Here is a 22,168-nt window from a genome sequence, read left to right as displayed (position 1 = left end):
GCGGTAAGTAGGTTTCGGTATATGGACATCGTAGATTTGTCAGCCGATCACACGGGGAGGTATCTGTTCAGGTCGCGTTTTAGCGAGCCGCCTGGCCTAGTACATTTTTCCGACGGAGTTCCACATGGCCGAAATCCTTGAGTTGCCATCGTCCACCCCAGGTCAGTCCAAGCTGCTCGGCAATCTGTCCGTAAAGCTCATAGCCGCGCATGGCCCAGGGATCGCGTTCGGAAATCACGATCTTTCCGTCCCTGAAAAATGCACAGTCCGCGGCCAGGCCATATTGGTGATAACTCATGTTGGCCTTGGCTTTTGTCACGTGTTCGCCTTCGGCAAATAGCTGTGCCTGCCGCTCCGGGCTCCGGTAACCCTCGATCAGCGTCATGCGGTATCCATGCCGCTCCTCCATCAATCTGAAGGCGATCAGAAGCCGCTGGGTGAACTCCGGGTCCAGCTGCTGCCAGTTGCGGCTGGCATGGGCGATGCCGGGGTGGACGATTTCCACTTCACGGGTCGTGAACACTTCGGGTGGAAGCGGAGGGGGCGGAATGAGGCGCTCGCCTTCGAGCAGGGCGGTGATCTGACGGTCGGCGCTGGTGCCATTACCGTCGAATTCGAAAACTCGGGAGATGTTCAGGCTGAAGATCGCCAGGGACGGGGCGGTCAACAGGATAACGACTCCAAGGCTGAGAACAGGGCGCTGCCATACCGCCTTAAGCAGATCCCTCGTCCTTGACAGTACGTTGCCAGTCCATTTGTTGGCCCGCGTATCCCGTGTGGGTGCCTGGTGTTGCTGCGGGAATGTTCTGTCGGGCTCGTGTCGTTTGCCCAGGAGGCGCCAGATCCGGGGTGAGGAGCCGGGCAGGACGAACAGGACCACCCCTGCCGCGATCAGCAGGAAGTAGGCCAGTACGCCATAGAGGATCACTCGGTTCGTCCTCGCCCCACTCCCCGCAGCGGGCGGGCCGGGACGCTGGACGTCATTGCATTGAGCCCGTCATTTTTCTTGAGGAGAGACATGGGTGGATATGTCATATGGGAAATTTTTGGTATTTTATCGAAATGGAAAAATATGACAAAGGAAAATTCATCATGGTGGATGCTGAAGTCGGGACGGCTCGCGAAAGGCGTCACGGGATGCCTGTGGATGCCGTGGCTTCACCGGTCAATATCCTGAGCGATCTGAGTTCGTCTGGAGGCGTGCAGGCATTGCCGAAGAGGGCAAGGAGGGTGGGGGGGCGCATCGCAGGCGTGGGGGGGCTCGTTGCTGGAGCGCTCGCTGTTATTGCGTGGATGGGACACGTCGGAGAGCGGACGGAGGAGGTTGGCGCTGCGCGTGACGCGCGGATGGCGGAAGAAAAGCGCATCGAGGTCGCCTCTTTGCGAGATGGCGGTGCTGCCCGAATCGTCGAGATCATGCGCGAGCCGCCCTTGCTGGAGGTGCCGCCTGAGCACGGTACGCCGGTGCGAACCGCGATGCCCGTCAATGCGGAAAAGAGGGTTCCGGTTGCGCATGCGGACGGTGTAAAGCCCTCCCGGGCGAAAGTGTCGCCCAAGCGAGACGTGCGTTCTGGCGTTGCACGAAAGCCGGTCGGTGTCGTCGCTGTGCGCAAAGAGCGGCAGCGTGGTGCCGTGCTTGCCGCAACTGGCCGAGTGGCAGCACAAAAGCCAGTCGATAGACGCCTCGCCGGCGTTACAAAACCGGCGGTGATCAAGGGGCAGGGAGCCGCTAGCGTAGGTAGGCCTGCTCCTGATGCGGGCGTTCAGCGAGTCGAACGCGATGTGGACATCATTACCGCCATCGTGAAGTAGCCGGGCCGGCTTCACTTGTTCGCCGGCAGGCCCAATCTGACAGTCACGGCAGCGTGATCGTCAGATTGGGTTGGTTCGCCGGTGACTGCACGACATTGGTGTATGCGCTGAGTGCGTCGGAGATGCTGTCCCGGCCGTGCCATAGCAGGGTGGAATAAGCCAGCAGGCCGAGCAGTGCAAGGACCGACATGACGATCCAGACGGGAATGTCGTTCCTGATGGTATGGATGATGTTGTCCGGTGGCGCCCAGTTGGGGGCGAACCCGCTGGGTTTGCCCTTGATATGCGTGATTTGATCGCCAAGTTGCGAGGTCAGGTAGCGGAGTTTCTCCGGGCCTTCGAGCACGTAGCGGCCCTTGAATCCGGTCAGCAGGCACATCTGGAATACCTCGAGCACGGCGAGGCGCCGCGTGCCATGGCTGCGTGCTTGCTCGAGGCGGTCAAAAAAGTGCTCTCCGGCCAACTGCTCGCCAAACAACAGGAGCTGGAGTGGCCGGCGCTCCCATGTCTCCCTGATCTGATTCCGGGAGGACAGGATGAACTCGTCCACGACTGCGCAAAATGCATATTTGGCATCGTGGATGTCGTCGCTGTCGAAGTTGAGCTTCTTCGCCTTGCGTTCGAATGCATCCAGCAGGTGTTCGACGGCGCTGGAAAACCGCTCCGCGTCTTCCGGCAGGCGGCCCGTGCGGAGCAGCATGAGCATGTGAAAGCCATCGTAGAGCAGGTCGACCAGCGTGGGCGTTCCCGGTTGGGGGATTTCGCTGACGGTCGTTGTGGGTTGCGGCGTTTCCGCAAAGAGGCTGGGTATTGAATTCATGCTGTGACCGCAATCATCTCGATTTCCAGATCCCGATAGCTTTCAGGGGCGTAGATCATGACGGACCGGGCCTTCAGCATCCGCTCATGGAGAGGGCCGTGCCCATCGAGGGAGAAGTAGCATGCGCCGGGCCGCACTGGGATGGCGGCTGGCACCTGAACGGCATGACTGAGCCGTACGCCGGCCATCGCTGAGAGAACCAGCTTCTCCACGTCATCCGGGGCTCCGACCTTCAGGCGGAACGGGACAGACTCGATGATCTCGGACTGGGGGTGCGCCGCGCGGATCGACAGGAAGAAGCGCGTCTTGTCATCGATCTTGTCGGAGTCCAGTTGCCCCAGATGGAATGAGGGCTTGGGTTTCGTCAGCGCAATAGCGAAATGCTGGGTGGGAATGACCGTGTCCAGGAGCTCCCGGATCAGCGCGTCCAGGCGTGCGAAGCAGGGGCCCGGATGCAGGTGGTCGTAGCCCGGAAGGTCGTTGAGCGTGTGGTGCCGGGAGAATGTCAGCAGTCCGCCGGACAGGCGCAGCAGTTCGTGAAACAGTCGTTCCGGGGAGTTCTGCGGATTGCGCAGCAGGTGGGTGAGCGTGGCGCAAGCCGTGCTGGCGGTATGCAGCAGCCAGAACGAGGCGATATCTCCCGAGCGGAATTCGATGATGTTCTTCGATGGCTCCCGGTGCAAACCATAAAGCGCTTCCACCTTTGCCAGGAGTGCATCGATCTGTCGTTGAAGCATGAGCAGGAGCCGCGGGCTGCTTCGCAGGCTGATCGAAGGGGGGATGAAGACGGGATCTACCTCGAAGCCGTTGCTCGAAGTCTTGCAGATCCGGATGAGCGGGAGGCTTTGAAACTGTTCGCTCGGTTCGCCTTCCCGTCTGATGTAGGCAATCTTGCTCAATAGGGCGATCTCCGTCTCGCTCGCGTCCGAGAACAGGTCATGCGTTTCCGACGATACGACCAGGTATCGGCTGCTGCACGAAGAGGAGAGGTCGTGGGTGCAATTGCTGCCCTGATGGTTCAGGTGTCGCAGGGCGACGTGAAACTCCGTTCCGCCGTCATTCAGCGCAGTTTCGTTCAGGGAGAGAGGCGGGGGCAGTTGGTCAACATCGGGGGCGAGCAGGGTGTCGCCGTTCGGGAAAACCACGTCTATCCGGTTGAAACGCAGAATGCCGCTGTTGATTGCATCCCGGTCGAGCTCCAGCTCCCTGACGCCCCAGGCAAAGGGGTTTGCCGTCAGGAGCGTGCGACGGTTCGTCGAGTCGAGATGAATGTCCTGTTGCTGAAAGTGCTGGGGCCGGAGAAACAGGCCTTCGCCCCATAAGGGTTGTGCATGGCTCATCGTCTGAAGTCACCTAGCGATTGCATCGGATCCCGGAAAGGGTGCTGGCCGGTCCGCGGTCAGGGTCGGGGATTTGAGTGGTTGAGCTCGTCGTGAAGGCGCAGGCATGGGCGCCAATGATGATTTCGGAAGCCGTGCCCGATGCGAAAGCGAGCTTCCAGCGTCCGGCATGGGGAGCGCGAAACAGGCCCGCAACACCGATGGCAGTTGTTTCCGGAGTGCCGCGGAATTGCATCGTGTAGTTCTTGCCTGGCAGCAGGACGAGTTCGCGAGCGGATATCAGGTCATCACCCAGGCCTTCCTTTTCCCCTTCGGGGGTTGTCAGCTGCTCATACGTGAGCGTCTTGAGGCGCTCCGTGGAACGCAGCGAATAGACCCTGACGACCAATGACAGTGGTTTGCCGTCGCTGGACGTATTGAGTTGTTCGCCAGCCTGAATCCTCAGCGGAATTTCGGCTGTTTGTTTGCCGTTTCCTGATCTGGCTGCGAGCCCTGAGGTGTTCAACGCAATGTCGATCACGCCACCTGCAGCCTGGACAAGTGCCGCGCCTCCACAACCCGTCAGCAATGCACAGGTTGCCAGGGCAAGCAGATGGAAGACGGGTGGGAGACTATGTTGAGGCATTGGCGTATAGTACATCCAGATATTCAAATTAGCTATTGTGTGAATTTTGATGGCTGTGTAATATCTTATTGTCATTTTCGTGAATGCCCTGTTCCCTGTTCGTGACGAATGAATCCTTATGTGGAAGAGAAGAACTTTTCAGTCGCTCGCCCTTGTCTTTCTGTTGTCGGGATGTACTTCTTCAGGCGGTCCTTCGCTGAAGCCCGATGAATTCAATGCGGCGCTTGAGGTGTCGGGAAAATCGGTGGACTCCCTGCTGCAGCAAGGCAGCCAGAAAGACGCCATTAAACTCCTCGATGACATGGCGAGGCGGAATCCGGAACGCAAGGAGCCATGGGCGCGCAAGGCCAAGATTTACTTTGATGCCGGCAGCTATGCTCAGGCCATCTCCGCCGCGGAGGAGGTCCTGCTCAGGGATCCTGCTGATCGCTCGGCCAAGGTCATTCGCGCTGTCGCCGGCCTGCGGGTTGCCGGGCAGTCGTTGAACGAATTGCGCAGCGATACCGAATTGAAGGGGAGCGCCCACTCCGATGCGGTGGGGCTCGTCAAGGTGATGCGGGAAACCCTTGGTGAGGACGTCCTGGTTCCGACTGTCGATTCCCGGCGAGACGCGCGCCCGGCCAAGCCCAAACCGCAGTCGGTCCCCATACCCCGGCGCAAAGGAGCTGCGGACAGTGACGCCCGTCCCTCAGCTGCGGGAGGAAATCCCTTCGACGCACTGAAGTAAGCGAGCCTGCCCGTCCTTCCGGGGAATCCGGGCTGACCAACAATCACAGGAATACAGCCGTGGCAAAAAAAGAGAGTATTCAGAAGCAGCTGCAAAGGGTACGGCCGCCGAGGGTCCAGCTTACCTATGACGTCGAAGTGGGCGACGCGATCGAAATGAAGGAGCTCCCATTCGTGGTCGGCGTGCTGGGCGATTTCGCCGCCCAGTCCGAGGTGCCGCAAGGAAAGGTGCGCGACCGGAAGTTCGTCAACGTGGACATGGACAATTTCGATGATGTGATGGCATCGATGGCTCCGCGGGCGACTTTCAAGGTCCCGAATGCGCTTCAGAAAGACGGAGGCGAACTCGGGGTGCAGCTCACCTTCAGGAAGTTCGATGACTTTCGTCCGGAGTCCGTCGCACGGCAGGTCGAACCCCTGCGGAGGTTGCAGGAGGCGCGGGCCAAGCTGGCGGACTTGCGTAACAAGCTCGCCGGTAACGAGAAACTCGAGGATTTGCTCAGCGAGGTACTGGCCAATACCGAGGATCTGAAGGCCTTGAAGGCCGGAACTTCCGGGGAGGGGCGGTAATGGCTGCTCCTCAACTCGTGGCGACCGTTGCAGAGAATGATGCCGAACCCAGTCTGCTGGACAGGATCGTCGAGGAAAGCAAGGTTGCCCAGTCGGCACCCGAACGGGCACGTGCGAAGGACATCATCGGGGAGCTGGTCAGCCAGGTTCTTGAGGGTGAAGTGACCGTATCCGAGAATCTTGCCGCTGCCATTGACGCGAGAGTCGCGGAACTGGATCGACTGATCTCAGCGCAGCTCAGTTGCATCATGCACGCGCCGGAGTTTCAGGCTCTGGAAGGGGCATGGACCGGATTGCACTACTTGTGCAAGAAGACATCCACGGGAACGCATCTCAAGATCAAGCTGCTCAACGCGAGCAAGCGGGACCTGGTCAAGGATTTCCGCTCGGCCATCGATTTCGATCAGAGTGCGCTGTTCAAGAAGGTTTACGAGGAGGAGTTTGGAACCTTCGGTGGCGCGCCGTTCGGAGCCCTTGTCGGGCAATTCGAGGTGACTCGCCAGCCCGAAGACATGTTCTTCATTGAACAGATGTCCCATATCGGGGCCGCGGCGCATGCGCCTTTCATCACGGCGGCGGCGCCCCAGCTCTTCGGTCTGGATTCCTATGTGGAGCTGGGCAAACCGCGTGATCTGGCAAAGATCTTCGATACCGTCGAATACGCGAAATGGAAGTCCTTCCGCAGCTCGGAAGATGCGCGCTATGTTGGCCTGGTATTGCCGCGCTTCCTTGGGCGTCTGCCGTACAACCCGATTGATGGGCTGGTGACGGACGGGTTCAACTATGTCGAGGATGTGGACGGCGCCGATCACGACAAATACCTGTGGTGCAACGCTGCCTTCGCCTTTGCGGCGCGCCTCACCGATGCCTTCGATCAGCACGGGTGGTGTGCCGCTATCCGGGGTGTGGAAGGGGGCGGGCTGGTTGAAGATCTGCCCACACACACTTTCCGGACCGACGATGGCGAGGTCGTCCTGAAGTGCCCGACGGAGGTGTCGGTAACGGACCGCCGGGAGAAGGAACTGAACGATCTGGGCTTCATCTCGCTGGTCCATTGCAAGAATACCGATTACGCGGCGTTCTTCGGCGCGCAGTCGGCCCAGAAAGCCAGAAAGTACGACACGGATTCCGCCAACGCCAATGCGACCCTGTCGGCCCAGCTGCAATACATCTTTGCGGTCTCGCGGATTGCCCATTACATGAAGGCGATGATGCGGGAGAAGATCGGCAGTTTCGCGACCGCGGCGAATATCGAGAGCTATCTGCAGCGCTGGATCGACAATTACGTGACGACCGACGATTCCGCCTCGCAGGAAACCAAGGCGCAATTTCCGCTGAGAGAGGCCGCAATCGAAGTCAGCGAAATACCCGGCCGACCGGGGGCATATCGTGCCGTTTCATTCATTCGTCCCCATTTCCAGCTGGACGAATTGTCCGTGTCATTGCGTCTGGTGGCAGAGCTACCGAACGGAAAGAATTGACCTTATCAACGTGAAGGGCGGAGGCAGGAATGAAGGATATCTACATCGAGTTCAAGGGTAGCGACATCAAGGGCGACTCCCGGGATTCCAAGCACAAGGACACCGTCGAGGTGTACAGCTGGAGCCACACGATGCGCCAACCGAAGTCTGCCACCGCCTCGGCTGCCGGCGGGCATACCGCGGAGCGCGTGGAGCATGATGAAATGGTGTTCACAAAAGACATCGACGGGTCCAGTCCGAAACTCTATCAGGCTTGTTCGTCGGGCTTGGTCGTGAACGATGTCATCATCTATTTCTATCGGGCATTTGGTGGAAAGAACACCACCGGAAATCCGTCGGCGACACAGAACCGGCACCAGTATCTGAAGATCGAGTTGAAGAACGTGATCGTCGCATCCGTCTCGCCGGTTGTCGCGGAGGAGGGGATTCCGAAAGAGAGTTTCACCCTCAAATACTCGGCGGTGAAATGGACCTACGATGAACTCAATATCGATGGGACCAAGTCTGGCAAGGTGAATATCCAGGGTGCCTGGAACCTCGCCAAGAACACGCCCAATCTCACGTAACACGCATTGGGGCGCGCGGGATCGGGATTGCCATGGCAAATGGATTCGAACCATCCCTGTTCGACAAGCTGTTCGAAGAATTGCCTGGTGCTGTCGCGCGTCGACGGCACAGCCTGGCGCAACTCATCGATGGCGTGGCGCGGGATCTCGAGGCACTCCTGAATACGCGGATCGTCGTTGATGATGTGCTGCACAAGGACTGTCCGTTGGCCGCCCGTTCGGTTATCGGTTTCGGGCTGGCGGACTTTGCCGGCCTGAACCTGGTCAGCGTTCATGACCGGCGCCGGATATGCAGTGCCATCGAGGCGGCCATCAATGCCCACGAGCCGCGTCTGAAGGATGTGCGGGTCGAACTCGAGCCTGAGCACAAGACCGTCAATGCGCTGCTTTTTTCAATCCATGCCATGCTGATCGTCAGTCTCGCCGAGGAGCGCGTCGCTTTTGATGCCACGCTGCAGCCGACCTGCCTGCAGTATTCCGTGAGTCAGCGATCGATGCGGGCGGGGGCTTGAATGAAGGATCTGCTGCCTTATTTCGAACGCGAACTCGCCTTTCTGCGCAATCACGGGCGGGCGTTTGCCGAACGTTATCCGAAGGTCGCCGCGCAGCTGTCGCTGTCGGGCGACGGCTGCGAAGATCCGCATGTCGAACGGATGATCGAATCCTTCGCGTTATTAACGGCGCGGGTGTCGAAGAAGATCGAGGATGGCTACCCCCAATTCACCGAGGCGCTGTTGAGCGTCCTCTACCCGCACTATCTTCGCGCATTTCCGAGTTGCGCCATCGCCTGCTTTTCCCCGTCGGAGCAGGAGGCGTCTGCGGATTCCTTCCTCGTTCCAAGGGGCACGGAAGTCCAGTCCAGGCCGATCAAGGGGGCCGCGTGTCGTTTCAGGACCGCATGGGAGCTTGCGCTTCCTCCTGTTGCCGTTGCCGATCTGAAGTTCGACCCGGTGGGGAGTGCCCCCGCGGGTGTCCTGCTGCCCCTGGGGTGCAACGCCATCCTGTCGTTCGCCCTGCGGCTGGACGGAGCGTCGGAAGGCCGTGCGATCCATGAGATGGGAAAGCTCCGTTTCTATATCGATGCCGAGCCCTCGGTCGCCTCGGCGCTACGGGATGCTTTGTTCCTGAACCGCCTGAAAATCTACGCAGAGGGTGATGATTCCCGCTGGGAAGCGGTTTCCAAAGAGATGCTCGGTACGGTTGGCTTTGCGCCCGATGAGGCGCTCATCGAGATGCCGCCGTCGGCTCACGAAGCCTATCGATATCTGACCGAGTATTTCTGCTTCCCTGAAAAATTCAATTTTTTCGATCTGGATCTGCGTAGCCTGCCCCCATCGATTCATGCCAAGCAGCGAGTCCGCCTGCATGTGGCGTTGGGGGGCCTGCGCTCCGACGGTGACCCATCGCGTTTGCTGAAGACCCTGGCAACGCACAATCTGCGCCTGGGGTGCGTCCCTGTCGTCAATCTGTTCGAGCAGTGCGGCGACCCCATCCGCGTATCGGGGCAGACGTCCACCTACCCGGTCGTGGCTGATGGGCGCCGGCCATCGGCATACGAGGTGTATTCGATCGACAGTGTGCACCGGGTGCGTCAGACCCCTGAAGGTGAGTCGATCGTGGAGTTTCGTCCTTTCTTCTCCCTGCGGCACGGGGAAACGCCCGATCTGCACGGCCATTACTGGTTTGCGCAGCGCGACAGCATGCTTGCGGAGAGCAGTCCGGGTTTCGAAACCCTGCTGTCGGTGGTCGATACGGACTGCGATCCGTTTCAACCCAAGAATGATGTCCTGAGCCTCCGGCTGACCTGTTCGAACCGGGAGTTGCCGACCCTGATGTCCTGGGGCGGGACGGATGGAGACCTGCTCCTCGGCGGCGGCTCTCAGGCAGTTGTTGTGCGCCTGCTGAAAAAGCCGTCGCAACCCTGGCGTTTCGATCACCGTGGCGACGCGCAGTGGCGTCTCATTTCCCATCTCTCCCTGAATCACCTCTCCCTGACCGGGAGCGGCCTGGCTGCATTCAAGGAAATGCTGGCGCTGTACGACCTGCCGCAGACGGCCACGTCCCGCCGGAGACTCGAGGGGCTGCTGTCCATCGAACGGCAGGAAAAGACCGTCTGGATGCAGGGCAAACCATTCGCCTGCTTCGTCAGAGGCTTCGAGGTTCGTCTGAGCATCGACGAGTCGAGTTTCGTGGGCAGCGGTCTCCATGTCTTTGCATCCTGCCTGGACCGTTTCCTGGGTTTGTATGTGGGCCTGAACAGCTTCGTTCAACTGGTGATCCTTTCGGGACGAACCGGGGAGGAATTGATCCGATGCGCACCTCGCAGCGGCGATTCGGTCCTAGCCTGATCGAGCACAGCCAGCAGGAGCCCGCGGCATACGAGTTCTTCCAGCTCGTACGCATGTACGAGTTGCTGTTGCGGAAAAAGGGCGGCGATCCGGTGTCCGAACGGATCCTGTTTCGCAACTCCCTGCGTTTGGGCTTTGCGCCCAGCCAGATCGACGCAATGTCCATCTCCTTCAACGGGCAGGATTCGGATCCGGACATCGAACGCGTCGAAATCACGCCGGGCTTCATCGGCATGCTGGGGGTGAGCGGCACGCTGCCGCTGCACTATACGGAAAGGGTTGTCGAGCGTGAGCGGCATGGTCGTGACGTCGCGGGGCGGGCATTCCTCGACCTATTCGTGAATCGTGCCGTTGGCCATTTCTATCGCGCGTGGAAGAAATACAAGCTTCCGTATCTCTACGAGACGGATCGCCGGAACCATTTCCTGCCGCAGCTGCTGTCCCTGCTCGGGCTCGGTCAGGCTGCACTTCGGGAGCGGCTGCAGCGGAAGACCGGGCCGATCGATGACGAGTCCCTGGCTTTCTTCGCCGGTCTCCTTCGTCAGCGTCCGGTTTCCGCCAGCGCCTTGAGGCAGGTCCTGGGCGCGTATTTCCAGGCGGATGTCGCCGTCGAACAGTTCGTTGGGCGCTGGTACGAGGCGCCTGCCGGCCAGCGGTCCGCAGTGGGCGGGCACAACGCGGTGCTTGGAGTTAACACCTTGCTCGGCGATAGGGTCTGGCAGCGGAATCTCCGCATCCGCATTCATATCCGCTCCCTGAACTACGACCGCTACGTCTCGTTTCTGCCCATGGGCGAGCTGGCAATGGCGCTTGCCAGGCTGCTCGGTTTTGCGACGGGAGGGCAGTTCGAGTGTGAGGTCTGCCTGCAATTGCGCGCTCCGGAGGTTCGCCCGGCCAGGTTGGGAACGTTGCGGGGCGGACGGCTGGGTTACGACACTTTCCTGAGATCCCGCGCGGAAACCCGCGATCGTGGGGATCTGCGCTTTCTTGTTCATTGTTCGGATTAAGGGCTTCCGATGACGGCTTCTCTCAAAGTGCTGATCAGCAAACTCAATCCCCGCTGCCGGGTGGCCGCGGAACGTGCCGCCAGCTTGTGCATGTCGCGCGGTCATCACGAGGTCGATATCGAGCACGTGTTCGTCGCGCTGCTGGAACAGTCCGATCTGGATCTTTCCCTGATCCTGGCGCGCAATGACATCAGCGCCCGGGCGGTGGAGCATGAACTGAACCGCGAGATGGAGGGCTTCAGGGCGGGAAGCAGCCGGACTCCGGTGTTTTCCGTCCGGATTCCCAAGCTGCTGGCCCAAGCCTGGTTGATTGTATCCCTCGACGCGAAGCTGCCGCTGATTCGTTCAGGGCATCTTCTGCTGGCCTTGTTGACCGAGCCGGAGTTGGCTCAGATTGCGGCGCGTAGTACATCCCTGCTGTCCCGGGTGAGGCTGGACGAACTGAAGCACAGGTTCGACGAAGTCACGCGGGGTTCCGTCGAATACACCGGAGGGGCTGATGCAGGGCTGGACCCGTCGTTCGGGGAGGACGAGCTGCCTGCCACGCCCGCCGAGAGGGAGAGCGCTGCACTGAATCGTTTCACCACCAACCTCACGCAGCAGGCGAGGGCGGGCGGGCTCGATCCTGTGATTGGCCGGGAGGCCGAGATCAGCCAGCTCATCGATATCCTGCTGCGTCGCCGGCAGAACAATCCCATCCTGACCGGGGAGGCTGGCGTCGGCAAGACGGCGGTCGTCGAGGGGTTGGCGCTGCGAATTGCCGCGGATGACGTTCCGGCTGCGCTGCGGGGCGTGAACATCCATGTGCTCGACATGGGCCTCTTGCAGGCCGGTGCCAGCGTCAAGGGCGAGTTCGAAAATCGCCTGAAGGGCGTCATCACGGAGGTCAGAGGAAGTCCGGCCCCGATCGTGCTGTTCATCGACGAAGCGCACTCCCTGATCGGTGCCGGCGGGCAATCCGGACAGAATGACGCGGCCAATCTTCTGAAGCCGGCATTGGCGCGGGGCGAGCTGCGTACCATCGCAGCAACGACCTGGGCGGAGTACAAGAAGTACTTCGAGAAGGATGCCGCGCTGGCCAGGCGCTTCCAGGTGGTCAAGGTCGATGAGCCTGCCGAACCCGTCGCAGCCGCGATGCTGCGCGGCATGGTGCCCTTGATGGAACAGCACTTCGGGGTGCGCGTACTGGACGAGGCGGTCACCGAAGCGGTACGCCTGTCCCATCGCTACATCAGCGGACGCCAGTTGCCGGACAAGGCCGTCGGCGTGCTGGATACGGCATGCGCCAGAGTGGCCCTGGCCCATGGGGCGACGCCCTTGATGATCGAACAATTGCGCAAAAAGCAGGAGCAGGTGGAGGCCGAGCTCGCGGCCGTGCGCCGGGAGTCGATGGAGCTGCCGCTTGATGTGGAGAGGATCGCGGAGCTGGAAGCCTGTATCCAGGAACTGCAATCCGAACTCACACGGAGTCACGCCCGTCTCGGTGAGGAGCGTCGCCTCGTCGAACGTGTCCTCGAGATCAGGGCGCGTCTCGAAGGCTGGCGGACGTCCCATCCTGATGGCCGCGTGCCGGGGATGGATGAGGCTGCAATGCCGGCGCTTCCTTCAGATGCAGATCGCCAGGCGCTGGAGGACACGCTGCAATGTCTGAGCGCCCTGCAGGGAGACCGGCCGATGGTGCCGGTGCATGTGGATCGTCACGTCGTGGCGGGGGTAGTCTCCTCATGGACCGGCATTCCGCTCGGCAAGATGGTGGGCGACGAGATCAAGACAGTTCTCAAGCTGGATCGCCTGCTCCGGGAGCGGGTCGTCGGTCAGGACCATGCCCTGGAGGCCATTGCGCAGCGCGTACGCACATCCCGCGCTGCGCTCGAGAATCCCGACAAGCCGAAGGGGGTCTTCCTGTTTGTCGGGCCGTCGGGGGTGGGCAAGACCGAAACGGCGCTGGCATTGGCGGACGTCCTTTACGGTGGTGAGCGGCGCCTGGTCACCATCAACATGAGCGAATACCAGGAGGCCCACACCGTTTCAGGGCTGAAGGGGGCGCCGCCGGGCTATGTCGGTTTCGGCGAAGGGGGCGTCCTGACCGAGGCTGTGCGGCGCAATCCCTATTGCGTCGTCCTGCTCGACGAGGTCGAGAAGGCGCATCCGGATGTCCTCGAGCTTTTCTTCCAGGTCTTCGACAAGGGTGTGCTGGAGGATGGAGAAGGGCGCGAAATCGACTTCCGCAACACGCTGATCATCCTCACCAGCAATGTCGGCTCCTCCCAGATCATGCAGGCTTGCCTGAACCAGCAGCCCGAGGCACTCCCGTCGGCTGATGAACTCGCCGATGCCCTGCGGCCGGTACTGTGCAAGGCCTTCAAACCGGCTTTTCTCGGACGCGTGAAGGTCGTGCCCTATTTCCCCATCCCGGACGAAGTGCTGCTGCAGATCATCCAGCTGAAGCTGGAGCGCATACGTGATCGTGTGGCGGCGAATCACCAGGCCGCCCTGGTCTGGGACGAGTCCGTCATCGACGCCATTCTCGAACGCTGCACCGAGGTGGATTCCGGTGCCCGCAACGTGGACCACATTCTCGATGGATCCCTGCTGCCCGGCGTCGCCGAGATCGTTCTGGCGCGCATGGCGGAAGGCGAGGGCGTGGCGCACATCCATATCAAGGCGAGCGAGCAGGGGTATTTCGAGTACGCGACGGCATAGACCGCGCCTCGGCCCTGAATCTGGAGCAGTTCCCAGGAACTGCATCCCGCACGGTTTCTTCGTTTTCTGGAGTATGACGACATGACGTATATCGGGTGGCTGGTGCGCGGTGTGGCGCTGGCTGTTGGGCTTGGCGGGGGGAATGCGCGTGCCGCCGAGCAGGTGCAGGGGATTCGTGGGGCGATGGAGTCGGGAAATCTGGGGCTCGTCTCCGCCACCAGTTTCCGCCTGGCCAATGGGGGTTGTACGGCGTGTCCGACGATTCCGCAGGCGCTGTGGTATTTCCGGGATGACTGGATCGCGGTGCCCAAGGTCGATCCGGCCGGTTTCAGCCGGGGGCTTCCGGCACAGCGCGACGTTGCGGAGTGGGCTGCGGCCGGCAAGGGTGTGCCTTCGGGTGGTCTGCCGCCCCTGGCCTGGGTTGGGGCGCCGCTGGTTGCCGAAGCGTGGCGGCTGGCTGCGGATGGCTCAACGATCACCGGCCCGGCCGGTATGAGCCTGCCGTTTGCGGTGGTACCCCGTCTCGCCAGCAACCAGTCCTATTACGACACGCAGAGCGCGCACTATTTCGCCGGGCGCGCGTTGTCCATGCGCGGGCACATGGACAACGGACGCTTCATTGCACGCAGCGTGTGGCCGGACGACTTCCGGCTCGATGCGGCGTCAGTGCCGTTCAAGCCTCTGGCCGAGAACGAGACGCTCGACTCCCTGGTGCGGGCGGAGGAGGGTGGCGCACGCCAGCCTCTTGCCGCACGCGTCCTGTGGCAGCGCGCGGCTCCGGGTCCGCAGGGGTGGAGCGGCAAGCCGGTGCTGGCGGTGATGCTCAACGGCGCCCAGGGCGACGACGACGAAGCGCACGGTGGTCATTTCGCGATCGCGACCGGGCGTTTCGGGGAAAAGGGGGAGTGGCGCGACTGGCTGGTGAATAACTTCTACAACCTGGATTCGGTCAGCGAGAAGGGCATCATCGCGTCATCGCTGCCGATGGACGCCTACATGGGCGATGTCAACAGCGGTCAGGCCTGGTATCGGCCGTCCTACATGCTGGTGGCGGTGTTGAAGCAGGACAGGGCGGCGGCCCTGTATCAAGGCGCGATCTCGCGGGTCTTCAACCATTTCTATCGCCACGATTTCGTCTATCGCCATGCCACTGCCAACTGTGCGGGCATCAGTATCGACACCCTGCGTGCGTTGGGTTGGCAGGTTCCGAAGCAGGGGCCGACGAGCATGCTGAAAGCGATTGCTGGCCTGCCGTACATGGCCGTGAAGGACGGCAGCCTCGACAGCGGGCGCAAGGCCTTCGATTACATGTCCGCGGAGCGGACAGCCCTTTATCCCTTCGTCGCTTTCGAGGCTATCGGCCGCGACATCCTTGCGCGACTCGTGGCCGGCAAGCAGTCTGCGTCCGGGCTGGAGGCGATGCTGGCGGAGGACATCGAGGCGCTGGTGTATGTGCGGATTCCCCAGTTCCCGTCGTCCCGGGCCTTCGGACAGGCTCCGGTCGCGTCCATCGACGAGTACATGCAGCGTGCGCCGGCAGATCGGAAGGACTGGAAGATCATTCCCGTGCCGCCCCGGCCGTTCCCCGCCGAATTGAAGGACGGCGATGGCAGCGATGCGCCGCTGGAGGCGTCCAGCATTGCCCTGGCGGCCTACGGTGGCTTCTTCGGCGTGACCGCCGTTGGCCTGTGGCACAGGCGCAGCAAGCGCCGGCGTGTCTGAGCGTGGAGCCCAAACAAGAAACCCCGCAAGTGCGGGGTTTCTTGTTTGATCAGGCGGGCTGGCTACACGTTAAACGGGAAGTAGGGGCCACAAAGCCGCATAGTTAATGGTAATCATAGTTTCATCTCTTTCCGTGTACCCGGTTTCGTACCCGGTTTTGTCGTCGCCACTGTCCATTGTGACAGGCTTGTGGAGTAAGGAAAACCTGACGCCCAGCATTCCGAGAGGCACGCCGTTACTTAGGCGTCCCCTTGTCATCGGAAGGAGAATAGAGCAGCCTGCCACGTTTTGCCGCTTCGGCCTGCCACTTGTCCCGCTCGGCTTTTTCGGCCGGCGTGTAGTGAATCAGTTCCTTGCAAACCTGTGACACCTTCTCGGCGTACACGTCCAGCACCTCATAGTTGCCCCTGTGGTATCCGGCCTGCTTCATCTCGGTAGCGAATTTTTGAACCATGAACTTGGCGTCGTCCATGACGTAAGTGAACGGGTACTCGGCGGCGTAAAACTCCACCATTTGATTTAGGCGGGTCGTGTCAGGGTGTTGCGCATCTAGCGTCGACTTCTTGTAGGCGCTCAAGGCAATTCTGATGGAGCCTAGGCAGGCGTTGGCATCGTCGGTGTTCGACGCGAGTGCTGGTAGCGAAAAAAACAGCATCAAAGCAAAGAGCAAGAGGTTCTTCATTTTTTGCAGCGCCCCCAAACTCGGTCAGCCCCGACTTGCCCATCGTTTCCCCAGCACCAATTTTTAGCCTTAATCTCGGCAAGTACAGCTTCGCGTTCATCGCACGCTGTAGCTGTTGCCGGATCGTCGCCCGAACCGCCTCTACATTTGTCGTTTAGCCTTTCTTCTTTAGCGATCAGCAATGCCACATCCTCGGGGGGAGATTCCCTAGTGCCTTTCTGGTTAGAACTAATCAGGCCCCCATCATTGATCTCGAACGAAAAGGTCTGAGAAGCGAACTTAATCGGCGTACCCGGCAAAGTGCTTACGTTGCTTCCTTGAAGGTTCGCTCCATTGATACCGAAAATCTTTATTTCTTCCGATTGGTCGTCTGGAATAACGGTATTCACCGTGAACTGGTATTTCCCTGCTGGAATAGACTCTCCAAGTTTGGAAAATGGGCCAAACTGAGCGACGTGGTTGTTCGATACCGAGCCGGGTGCTTGCGCCCCATAGCCAACTCCCCCTTGCGAGAGGGGGCTGGCCAGAAGCCCCATTAGCTTTATTTTTGGCGGAAGATTGGTCCCTATCTCGACGATTGGCATTCCACCGTTAGCAATTACCTTGAAGTCGAACATCACATTTAAGGGCGCCGTTTGAAGAGTCGTGACCGACTCCACTTGTGCCGTTATTTTTTTGCGTTGCGAGTTATCGTTTTTTGGACTAAACACGACAAACGCAATTACTCCTGCAAGCGCTATCCATATCAATGCAGCGGGTTTCGATGCCATCGAGTTGCTCCTATGAAAATTGGCAATCGGATTTTGCACCTAATTTATGTCTTTGTCTTCGATGTGTGACAGAGCGAAAAGTTAGCTTTTGTGGGGTAGTCCTTGGGGTTCGGTGAATTGTTTTAGGTTGCCAAGCCCAGCCAGCTTTCCTTTGTCGCTCTTCGGCCCCGTCGATAGTCCGCCGTGAAACTTACAGCGGCCATTCCTGTAAATCCGGTCGGACTTGCACGGCTCCCCGGTGCTTTTGGCCTTGGCCCCGCAAGTCATGCCCTCACACTCCGGCGGGAACTCGGGATAGTCAGGGAAGCGAACCGGCGGCGCGAAGCCATGGGCACAGAAGAACTCGAAGCGGGCTTTCTCGGCGGCTTTCACCGTGTCCACTATCCGGCGCCGCAGGGCTGCCACACGGTCCCATTCCTTCCAGAAGTCCCGCAGCTTGCGGCGTAGCTCAGGGGTGCTCATGATGGGTGCTTAGGAATTTGCCGACTTTGGCTAATGGGCATCCAGGCGCTAGCCTTTCGGCTTCACGCAAGGCGACGGCGGCTTCTGCCAGGCGTTCGATTGCCAGCGGTCCCCGTACAGCGCTTGTAGCCGCAAGGATGGCGTCATGGGCCAGGATGGCGGCCCGGTAGCGGCTGCTCCGGGACTTCTTGAAGTCTCCCCAAGCGCGGTCGAAGTCCGCTAGCTCCGCTTTCCGCGAATGGTAGGCCCGCGCAACGTCTAGCAGCGCCCGTGCCTTGCGGTTGTTGGGCCACAGGGATTCAAAGAGGGCAACGGCCGCGTCAGCATAGGTCAACGCCCACACCTTGGCGACTGCGCCGGGGCTACGTTTCGTTGCCTTGGCTTCCGCTCCAATCGCTTTCCGCAAAAGGTCTTCGATGTTCATGGGGTTTGCTCCTTGTTGCCTTACGCTCCTTACGCTTCTTACGGACCTCCGGGGTAATTGGGAATAAATTTAGAAATTCTTTTTGCTCTAAATAGAACCAGTGTAAGAAGCGTAAGGAGCGTAAGGCGCTGGGTTCGTCATGCCGCTGTGAGGTTGTCCAGATAAGCCCGGATTCCGCCAAACGGCAATTGCTGGGGAACCTTGGCAAGTTCCGCTGCAATCAAGTTGGCGTCCGCCCCCTCCCAGCGTTCAGGGTTGCGAAGGATGGACACGCGGCAAGTCGAATTGCCAAACCAAACCGGCTTTTTCCGTCCCCGTATTCCTCGACGCTCCAAGGCGTGCCGGTGTGCCGGTGTGATCTTCCCGCCAGGCAGTCCGGTAATCAGTTCCCCCAGCATTGACGACTGGATTACATCGGCGGGCCAGTGCTTGACCACGTCGACCAACGTTTCGTCGGCCTCGGTGCGGTTCGCCGATATCACGGCTTCCTTTGCAGCATTCATGACGGCGTGTGCCCCAGGGTTGAAGGTGGACAGGTCGCGGGTTCGCAGAAAATGGGCGACCCCGGCGATAAATCCCGGCTCCTTCAGTGCTGCATACAAGCGGGCGTAATAGTCCGGGGCTTGGGGTACGCCTTCCCTTATAACCACGTTGAAGCGGCGGTCGGTTTCATTCAAGGCCAGGGCGCCGCGATGGTTGGAAAAGACCAGCCAGCGGCAGGCGTTGAATTCCTCCCGGATGCGGCCAAACTTCGGGTTAATGGTCCGCTGCCCCTCGTTGACCAAGCTCTTCATGGTTTCCGCGTTACGCCATTTGGATTCGTTCGCCCCCTCGTTGATTTCGTCGACGACGGCAATGATCTTGGACGAAAGGCGGTCGTTAAACCCGGTGCGGAAGAAGGCGGACAGGTCGAAATTTACGGCTGCATATCCAGGCCACAGGCGGGCGATGACGCCGGCAATCCAGTTGCGCCCGGTCCCTTGCTTGTCTGAAATGTGCAGCCAGCCGAATTGCGGAAGCTCCCCCGGCCGCTGCTCTATGTGGGCCAGCCAATCGAGAAAGCGCGAGGTATCGTCGCCGAAGAGGTAGCCCACATGCTCAAGGAAAGTTGAGGGGTCGCCCGGTGGCGTAGAGCGTTCGGGCGGGTTCCAAGTATTCACGGCCTCCCGGCCCTTGGGGTCGCGCACGACACGCTTGCCGCCGGCCAGGAAGGTAACGGCTTGGGCAATTTGGCGTTGCGGGCTCTTCTCCCACAGGGCGGCCGTTTCGTAAGTCTTCGTCTTCGGCGTGCCGTCCATGTTGAATTGCCCCTTCACTTCAAGGGTCGTCATGGACGCCTTAAACGTCGCTTTCCAGTCCCCCAAGGCCGCGATGTGTTGCGGTTGCTGCAAGTCGACCACTTGCTGGCCGTCTTGGATGAAGACGAAGCGGGGCAGCATTTCGTCAAGCGTGATCGTGCCAGCAAGGCGGATTTCGTCGGAGCCCTCGCCGATACGCATAGCCTCTTCGATTTGCTCCCGGCGCCGGGTTGCCTCGTCGACGAAGACTTCAAATTGACGGGCGACCGCCCCCAGGATAGTGCGGGGCAAGTAGTCTTCCCGGTCCCACTTGTCGCGGGCCAGGGCGCTACGGTCCATTAGTCGCCGGATGCGTTCGCAGTCTTTACCCGTCCAGAAGGCCAAATGTTGGGCCAGGGCCGCGTCGGCTTGGCTGGCATCGTAAGGGGCTCCGTCGACGCGGCCGGCGGCCGGATATGCCCGCGTCAAAGCAACGGGGTCGGCTTGCCAAAGGTCCGCGAAGGAAGCGCGGCCGCCGAAGGCCGACGCGGCGCTTTTGCTTCCCATGGCCCGGCGTAGCAGGTCGTCGTTGTCCGCCGGGCCGCGCCATTCCTCGCACGGGGCGGCCGTCCACTCTTGGGCCACAGGGGGCGGGAGAGCAACCACGGGGGCAGCCGGCAACCACATGTCAACAATGATTGGCGGGGCATCGTCACAGCGCATTACCTGAGCCCCGCACAATGGGAGGTACAGGGGTTGCGACGTGCGGTCTTGGTTGGTATCCCGTAGCGCCCCCATGATTGGCCCAAGGGTTGCAGCAAGGGCCGCAATCTCGGCCGGTGTGGCTTCCCTATCCAATGGCGCTACGACGCGAATGCGGGGCCGCTGGGGCGTGCTGCTGGCCGTGTGGTGCCAAAGGCAACGGAACATAGCCCGGCACATGCCGACAAGCGTATCGAGGGCCGCCGGGCCGTCTAGGCTGTCGAAGTCGAAGGCTATCCAAGTCACAGGGGCGGCCAGTTCGTTGCAACGCCACGTAGCGACCGCCGCTTTGTCCGCAGGTTGGCCGGGCATCATCGGGCCGCAGAGATAGCGCCCGCCTTTTGCTACGGAACGGAGGATATCCGGGGCGTCGAAGACGGCGACGAACTCTTCCCAGCTTGCCGCCCTGTGTTGTTCCGGGCAATTGTCCCCAATGGTGTGCCCTTGGCTGTAAGCCAATGGGGTCATGATTTCACCCCCAGCTTTTCCAGCACACGGCGTACTTCTTCGTTTCCGTGCTTGGCATCATTCCCCATTGCGCGGATAGCTTGATGGAAAAGGCAGTACCCCCAGCCGTCGTTCACAGCGGTATAGGCGGCGCATTTCGCACCCCAGCATTGCCCCGGCTTGCCATCCGCCGGCCATGGCATCATGAAGCTGTAATGCTCAATAGAGCAAGGGAGAGTGACAGAAGACTCCTTACTGTTCATAATTTCAGTACCTATGCTGTATTTACCCTGTTCGTGCCTCTCCAAACACGAATGGGGTTTTTTGTTTTAGAAACGTGCGTCGGCGGCGTTAAGAATCTCAGTAAGGCCACGATTTCCGCGATGGCTAAGGATCGCCAGGACCACAGGAAGACGCAGGCGAAGGCGCAAGGCATCAAAGCACGGATACTTGTCCACCCCCAATTCCTCGTCGTAAGCCTGCTGCTGCTCTGGGTCTTTGAATTTCTGCCAGGTGGGCCAAGAGGCGGCGCACTTCATAAACGCCGGCTGGAGGTGTTCCATAGCAGCGTCGACAGCCTTCACTGCCGCCTCAACTTCCGCGACAACAGCTTCAAGCTCGGCGCGGGCTACCTTGTGGGCGTCGATCTGCTTGCGCGTGCATTCGGCGGCGTCGAAAGCTCGCTGGTGCTTGCGCTTGGTGCCTTCGGCCTTCGCTTGGATTTCATAGCGGGCGATTGCACGTTCAAGGCCGGCAATCTCGTTTTCTACGCCAACAGCTTCCGCGTGCTTCCCCTTGGCTGCCAGGTCATGCCACAGGGTGCGAAGCTCGGCAATTTTGGCGGTGACATTCTCAATATCGGTACGGATGCTCATTGTTGGCGCTCCTTGTAGTGTTGCCCGAATTCCTTGAGCAGCTGATATGCAAGATCAGGGTCGGCCATTGCTTCCTTAAGAGCGTTTTCAGGAACGCCCAAGGCTTCAAGAATCGCTGGCAGGGTGTTACGGGTAACACCTAGGACTTCGAGTGTTGCCCAGTTGTGCCCGTCATTCGGAGAGGGGAGCGGGGGCGCCGCGTCCATTGCCAAGGCAAAGCGTCTACGGGCGTTGGCGTCATTGATTCCCAGCATTGCGCGAGAGGCTAAACGACGGGCAATGTTGAGGTCGCTGGCTGCTTTGGCGACAGCACGCCAAGCGAGTCGATTGATTGCAATCATTTTAGAAAGCTCCTTTGAGTCGCTGGCCGATTGCCACATTCAGGCGTGCGAACTCTTCGCGGCGGCGGCGTTCGATTTCGGCGCGTTGTTCGCGGCAATTACGAGGGGGGTGGCCTTTCGCTTGGCGGCCAGGGATTAGGGGGAGTTTGATCGACATCGCGCCCCCTACGCTGCAAGGACTTTGCGAAGGTCGCCCACATTCCAGGCGGTCACGTTCGTCGACAGCTTGCGGGGGGCGGGCAGGGTGCCGCGCTTGACCATGCGCCAGACTGTGGCCGACGAACAGCCGACCAGCGCCTGTACAACGGGCTGGCGAACGTTCGCGGAATCGGGGAGGGAATCGAAGTTTCTTAGCGCGTCGGGGATTGCGCTAGGGTCTTTGCGGGTTGCCATGGTGTGCTGTCCTTT

General features: G+C 60.4%; 23 protein-coding genes. 10 read left to right on the top strand and 13 right to left on the bottom strand.

All coding sequences use genetic code 11. The features are described from left to right. Positions 1–79: 79 nt before the first annotated feature. The gene (locus AC3QL2_RS04850; RefSeq protein WP_493232185.1) at positions 80–928 is read right to left on the bottom strand and encodes a M15 family metallopeptidase; all 849 of its coding nucleotides are present in this window, start codon (positions 926–928) and stop codon (positions 80–82) included. Between the two features lie 107 nt (positions 929–1,035). On the opposite strand from AC3QL2_RS04850, the gene AC3QL2_RS04845 reads away from it, so the two are divergent. Then, positions 1,036–1,812: a hypothetical protein gene (locus AC3QL2_RS04845; RefSeq protein ID WP_493232187.1), complete on the top strand. Its 777-nt coding sequence runs from the start codon at positions 1,036–1,038 to the stop codon at positions 1,810–1,812. A 43-nt stretch (positions 1,813–1,855) separates the two neighbouring features. Here the strand turns inward: AC3QL2_RS04845 and icmH are convergent, their stop codons facing one another. The 3 genes from icmH to tssJ are packed head-to-tail and all read right to left on the bottom strand — an operon-like array spanning position 1,856 to position 4,597. After that, complete coding sequence (icmH, locus tag AC3QL2_RS04840; RefSeq protein ID WP_493232188.1) at positions 1,856–2,632, bottom strand: type IVB secretion system protein IcmH/DotU; 777 nt, start codon at positions 2,630–2,632, stop codon at positions 1,856–1,858. Beyond that, positions 2,629–3,972: a type VI secretion system baseplate subunit TssK gene (gene tssK / locus AC3QL2_RS04835; protein WP_493232190.1), complete on the bottom strand. Its 1,344-nt coding sequence runs from the start codon at positions 3,970–3,972 to the stop codon at positions 2,629–2,631. Before tssK ends, icmH begins: the two co-directional genes overlap by 4 nt. Before the next feature lie 13 nt (positions 3,973–3,985). Then, positions 3,986–4,597 carry a type VI secretion system lipoprotein TssJ gene (gene tssJ, locus AC3QL2_RS04830; protein ID WP_493236671.1) on the bottom strand — a complete coding sequence of 204 codons (612 nt, stop codon included), beginning with the start codon at positions 4,595–4,597 and terminating at the stop codon, positions 3,986–3,988. 118 nt (positions 4,598–4,715) lie between these two features. Between tssJ and AC3QL2_RS04825 the strand changes: the two genes are divergently transcribed. The 9 genes from AC3QL2_RS04825 (at position 4,716) to AC3QL2_RS04785 (ending at position 15,720) form a co-directional block, all read left to right on the top strand. After that, positions 4,716–5,324, top strand: coding sequence for a tetratricopeptide repeat protein (locus AC3QL2_RS04825; RefSeq protein ID WP_493232194.1), 609 nt, complete (start codon positions 4,716–4,718; stop codon positions 5,322–5,324). A 59-nt stretch (positions 5,325–5,383) separates the two neighbouring features. Beyond that, positions 5,384–5,893, top strand: a complete 510-nt coding sequence (tssB, locus tag AC3QL2_RS04820) for a type VI secretion system contractile sheath small subunit (RefSeq protein ID WP_493232196.1) — start codon at positions 5,384–5,386, stop codon at positions 5,891–5,893. Beyond that, the gene (gene tssC / locus AC3QL2_RS04815) at positions 5,893–7,374 is read left to right on the top strand and encodes a type VI secretion system contractile sheath large subunit (RefSeq protein ID WP_493232197.1); all 1,482 of its coding nucleotides are present in this window, start codon (positions 5,893–5,895) and stop codon (positions 7,372–7,374) included. Before tssB ends, tssC begins: the two co-directional genes overlap by 1 nt. 29 nt (positions 7,375–7,403) lie before the next feature. Continuing rightward, on the top strand, positions 7,404–7,940 hold the full coding sequence (locus tag AC3QL2_RS04810; protein WP_493232198.1) for an Hcp family type VI secretion system effector: 537 nt from the start codon (positions 7,404–7,406) through the stop codon (positions 7,938–7,940). A 32-nt stretch (positions 7,941–7,972) separates the two neighbouring features. Next, on the top strand, positions 7,973–8,452 hold the full coding sequence (gene tssE / locus AC3QL2_RS04805; RefSeq protein ID WP_493232199.1) for a type VI secretion system baseplate subunit TssE: 480 nt from the start codon (positions 7,973–7,975) through the stop codon (positions 8,450–8,452). After that, a complete protein-coding gene (gene tssF / locus AC3QL2_RS04800; protein WP_493232200.1) occupies positions 8,453–10,288 on the top strand; it encodes a type VI secretion system baseplate subunit TssF in 1,836 nt (611 codons plus the stop codon). It abuts the gene before it with no gap. Then, positions 10,252–11,295 carry a type VI secretion system baseplate subunit TssG gene (tssG, locus tag AC3QL2_RS04795; protein ID WP_493232202.1) on the top strand — a complete coding sequence of 348 codons (1,044 nt, stop codon included), beginning with the start codon at positions 10,252–10,254 and terminating at the stop codon, positions 11,293–11,295. The genes tssF and tssG overlap by 37 nt, the downstream gene beginning before the upstream one ends. A gap of 9 nt (positions 11,296–11,304) precedes the next feature. Beyond that, positions 11,305–13,998, top strand: a complete 2,694-nt coding sequence (gene tssH, locus AC3QL2_RS04790; RefSeq protein WP_493232203.1) for a type VI secretion system ATPase TssH — start codon at positions 11,305–11,307, stop codon at positions 13,996–13,998. A gap of 81 nt (positions 13,999–14,079) precedes the next feature. Continuing rightward, positions 14,080–15,720: a hypothetical protein gene (locus AC3QL2_RS04785; RefSeq protein ID WP_493232204.1), complete on the top strand. Its 1,641-nt coding sequence runs from the start codon at positions 14,080–14,082 to the stop codon at positions 15,718–15,720. Between the two features lie 235 nt (positions 15,721–15,955). On the opposite strand, the gene AC3QL2_RS04780 is transcribed toward AC3QL2_RS04785, so the two are convergent. From AC3QL2_RS04780 to AC3QL2_RS04740, 9 genes are all read right to left on the bottom strand, one after another. Beyond that, positions 15,956–16,402 carry a hypothetical protein gene (locus AC3QL2_RS04780; RefSeq protein ID WP_493232205.1) on the bottom strand — a complete coding sequence of 149 codons (447 nt, stop codon included), beginning with the start codon at positions 16,400–16,402 and terminating at the stop codon, positions 15,956–15,958. Further along, a complete protein-coding gene (locus AC3QL2_RS04775; protein ID WP_493232206.1) occupies positions 16,399–17,172 on the bottom strand; it encodes a hypothetical protein in 774 nt (257 codons plus the stop codon). The genes AC3QL2_RS04780 and AC3QL2_RS04775 overlap by 4 nt, the downstream gene beginning before the upstream one ends. A gap of 81 nt (positions 17,173–17,253) precedes the next feature. Further along, positions 17,254–17,634 (bottom strand): HGGxSTG domain-containing protein, encoded by a 381-nt coding sequence (locus AC3QL2_RS04770; RefSeq protein ID WP_493232207.1) that lies wholly within the window; start codon positions 17,632–17,634, stop codon positions 17,254–17,256. Further along, positions 17,621–18,058 (bottom strand): hypothetical protein, encoded by a 438-nt coding sequence (locus AC3QL2_RS04765; RefSeq protein ID WP_493232208.1) that lies wholly within the window; start codon positions 18,056–18,058, stop codon positions 17,621–17,623. Before AC3QL2_RS04765 ends, AC3QL2_RS04770 begins: the two co-directional genes overlap by 14 nt. A 137-nt stretch (positions 18,059–18,195) precedes the next feature. Then, positions 18,196–20,565, bottom strand: a complete 2,370-nt coding sequence (locus AC3QL2_RS04760; RefSeq protein ID WP_493232209.1) for a phage NrS-1 polymerase family protein — start codon at positions 20,563–20,565, stop codon at positions 18,196–18,198. Then, positions 20,562–20,807, bottom strand: a complete 246-nt coding sequence (locus tag AC3QL2_RS04755; protein WP_493232210.1) for a hypothetical protein — start codon at positions 20,805–20,807, stop codon at positions 20,562–20,564. The genes AC3QL2_RS04760 and AC3QL2_RS04755 overlap by 4 nt, the downstream gene beginning before the upstream one ends. Before the next feature lie 66 nt (positions 20,808–20,873). Beyond that, positions 20,874–21,419, bottom strand: coding sequence for a hypothetical protein (locus AC3QL2_RS04750; protein WP_493232211.1), 546 nt, complete (start codon positions 21,417–21,419; stop codon positions 20,874–20,876). Beyond that, on the bottom strand, positions 21,416–21,760 hold the full coding sequence (locus tag AC3QL2_RS04745; protein ID WP_493232212.1) for a hypothetical protein: 345 nt from the start codon (positions 21,758–21,760) through the stop codon (positions 21,416–21,418). Before AC3QL2_RS04745 ends, AC3QL2_RS04750 begins: the two co-directional genes overlap by 4 nt. Before the next feature lie 165 nt (positions 21,761–21,925). Next, positions 21,926–22,153: a helix-turn-helix transcriptional regulator gene (locus AC3QL2_RS04740; protein WP_493232213.1), complete on the bottom strand. Its 228-nt coding sequence runs from the start codon at positions 22,151–22,153 to the stop codon at positions 21,926–21,928. Positions 22,154–22,168: the final 15 nt, after the last annotated feature.

It is taken from the genome of Zoogloea sp. GW822-FHT05C07, assembly GCF_058800215.1.
Note: the sequence above shows the minus strand (reverse complement) of the source record. Positions and strands in the feature narration are given on the sequence as shown.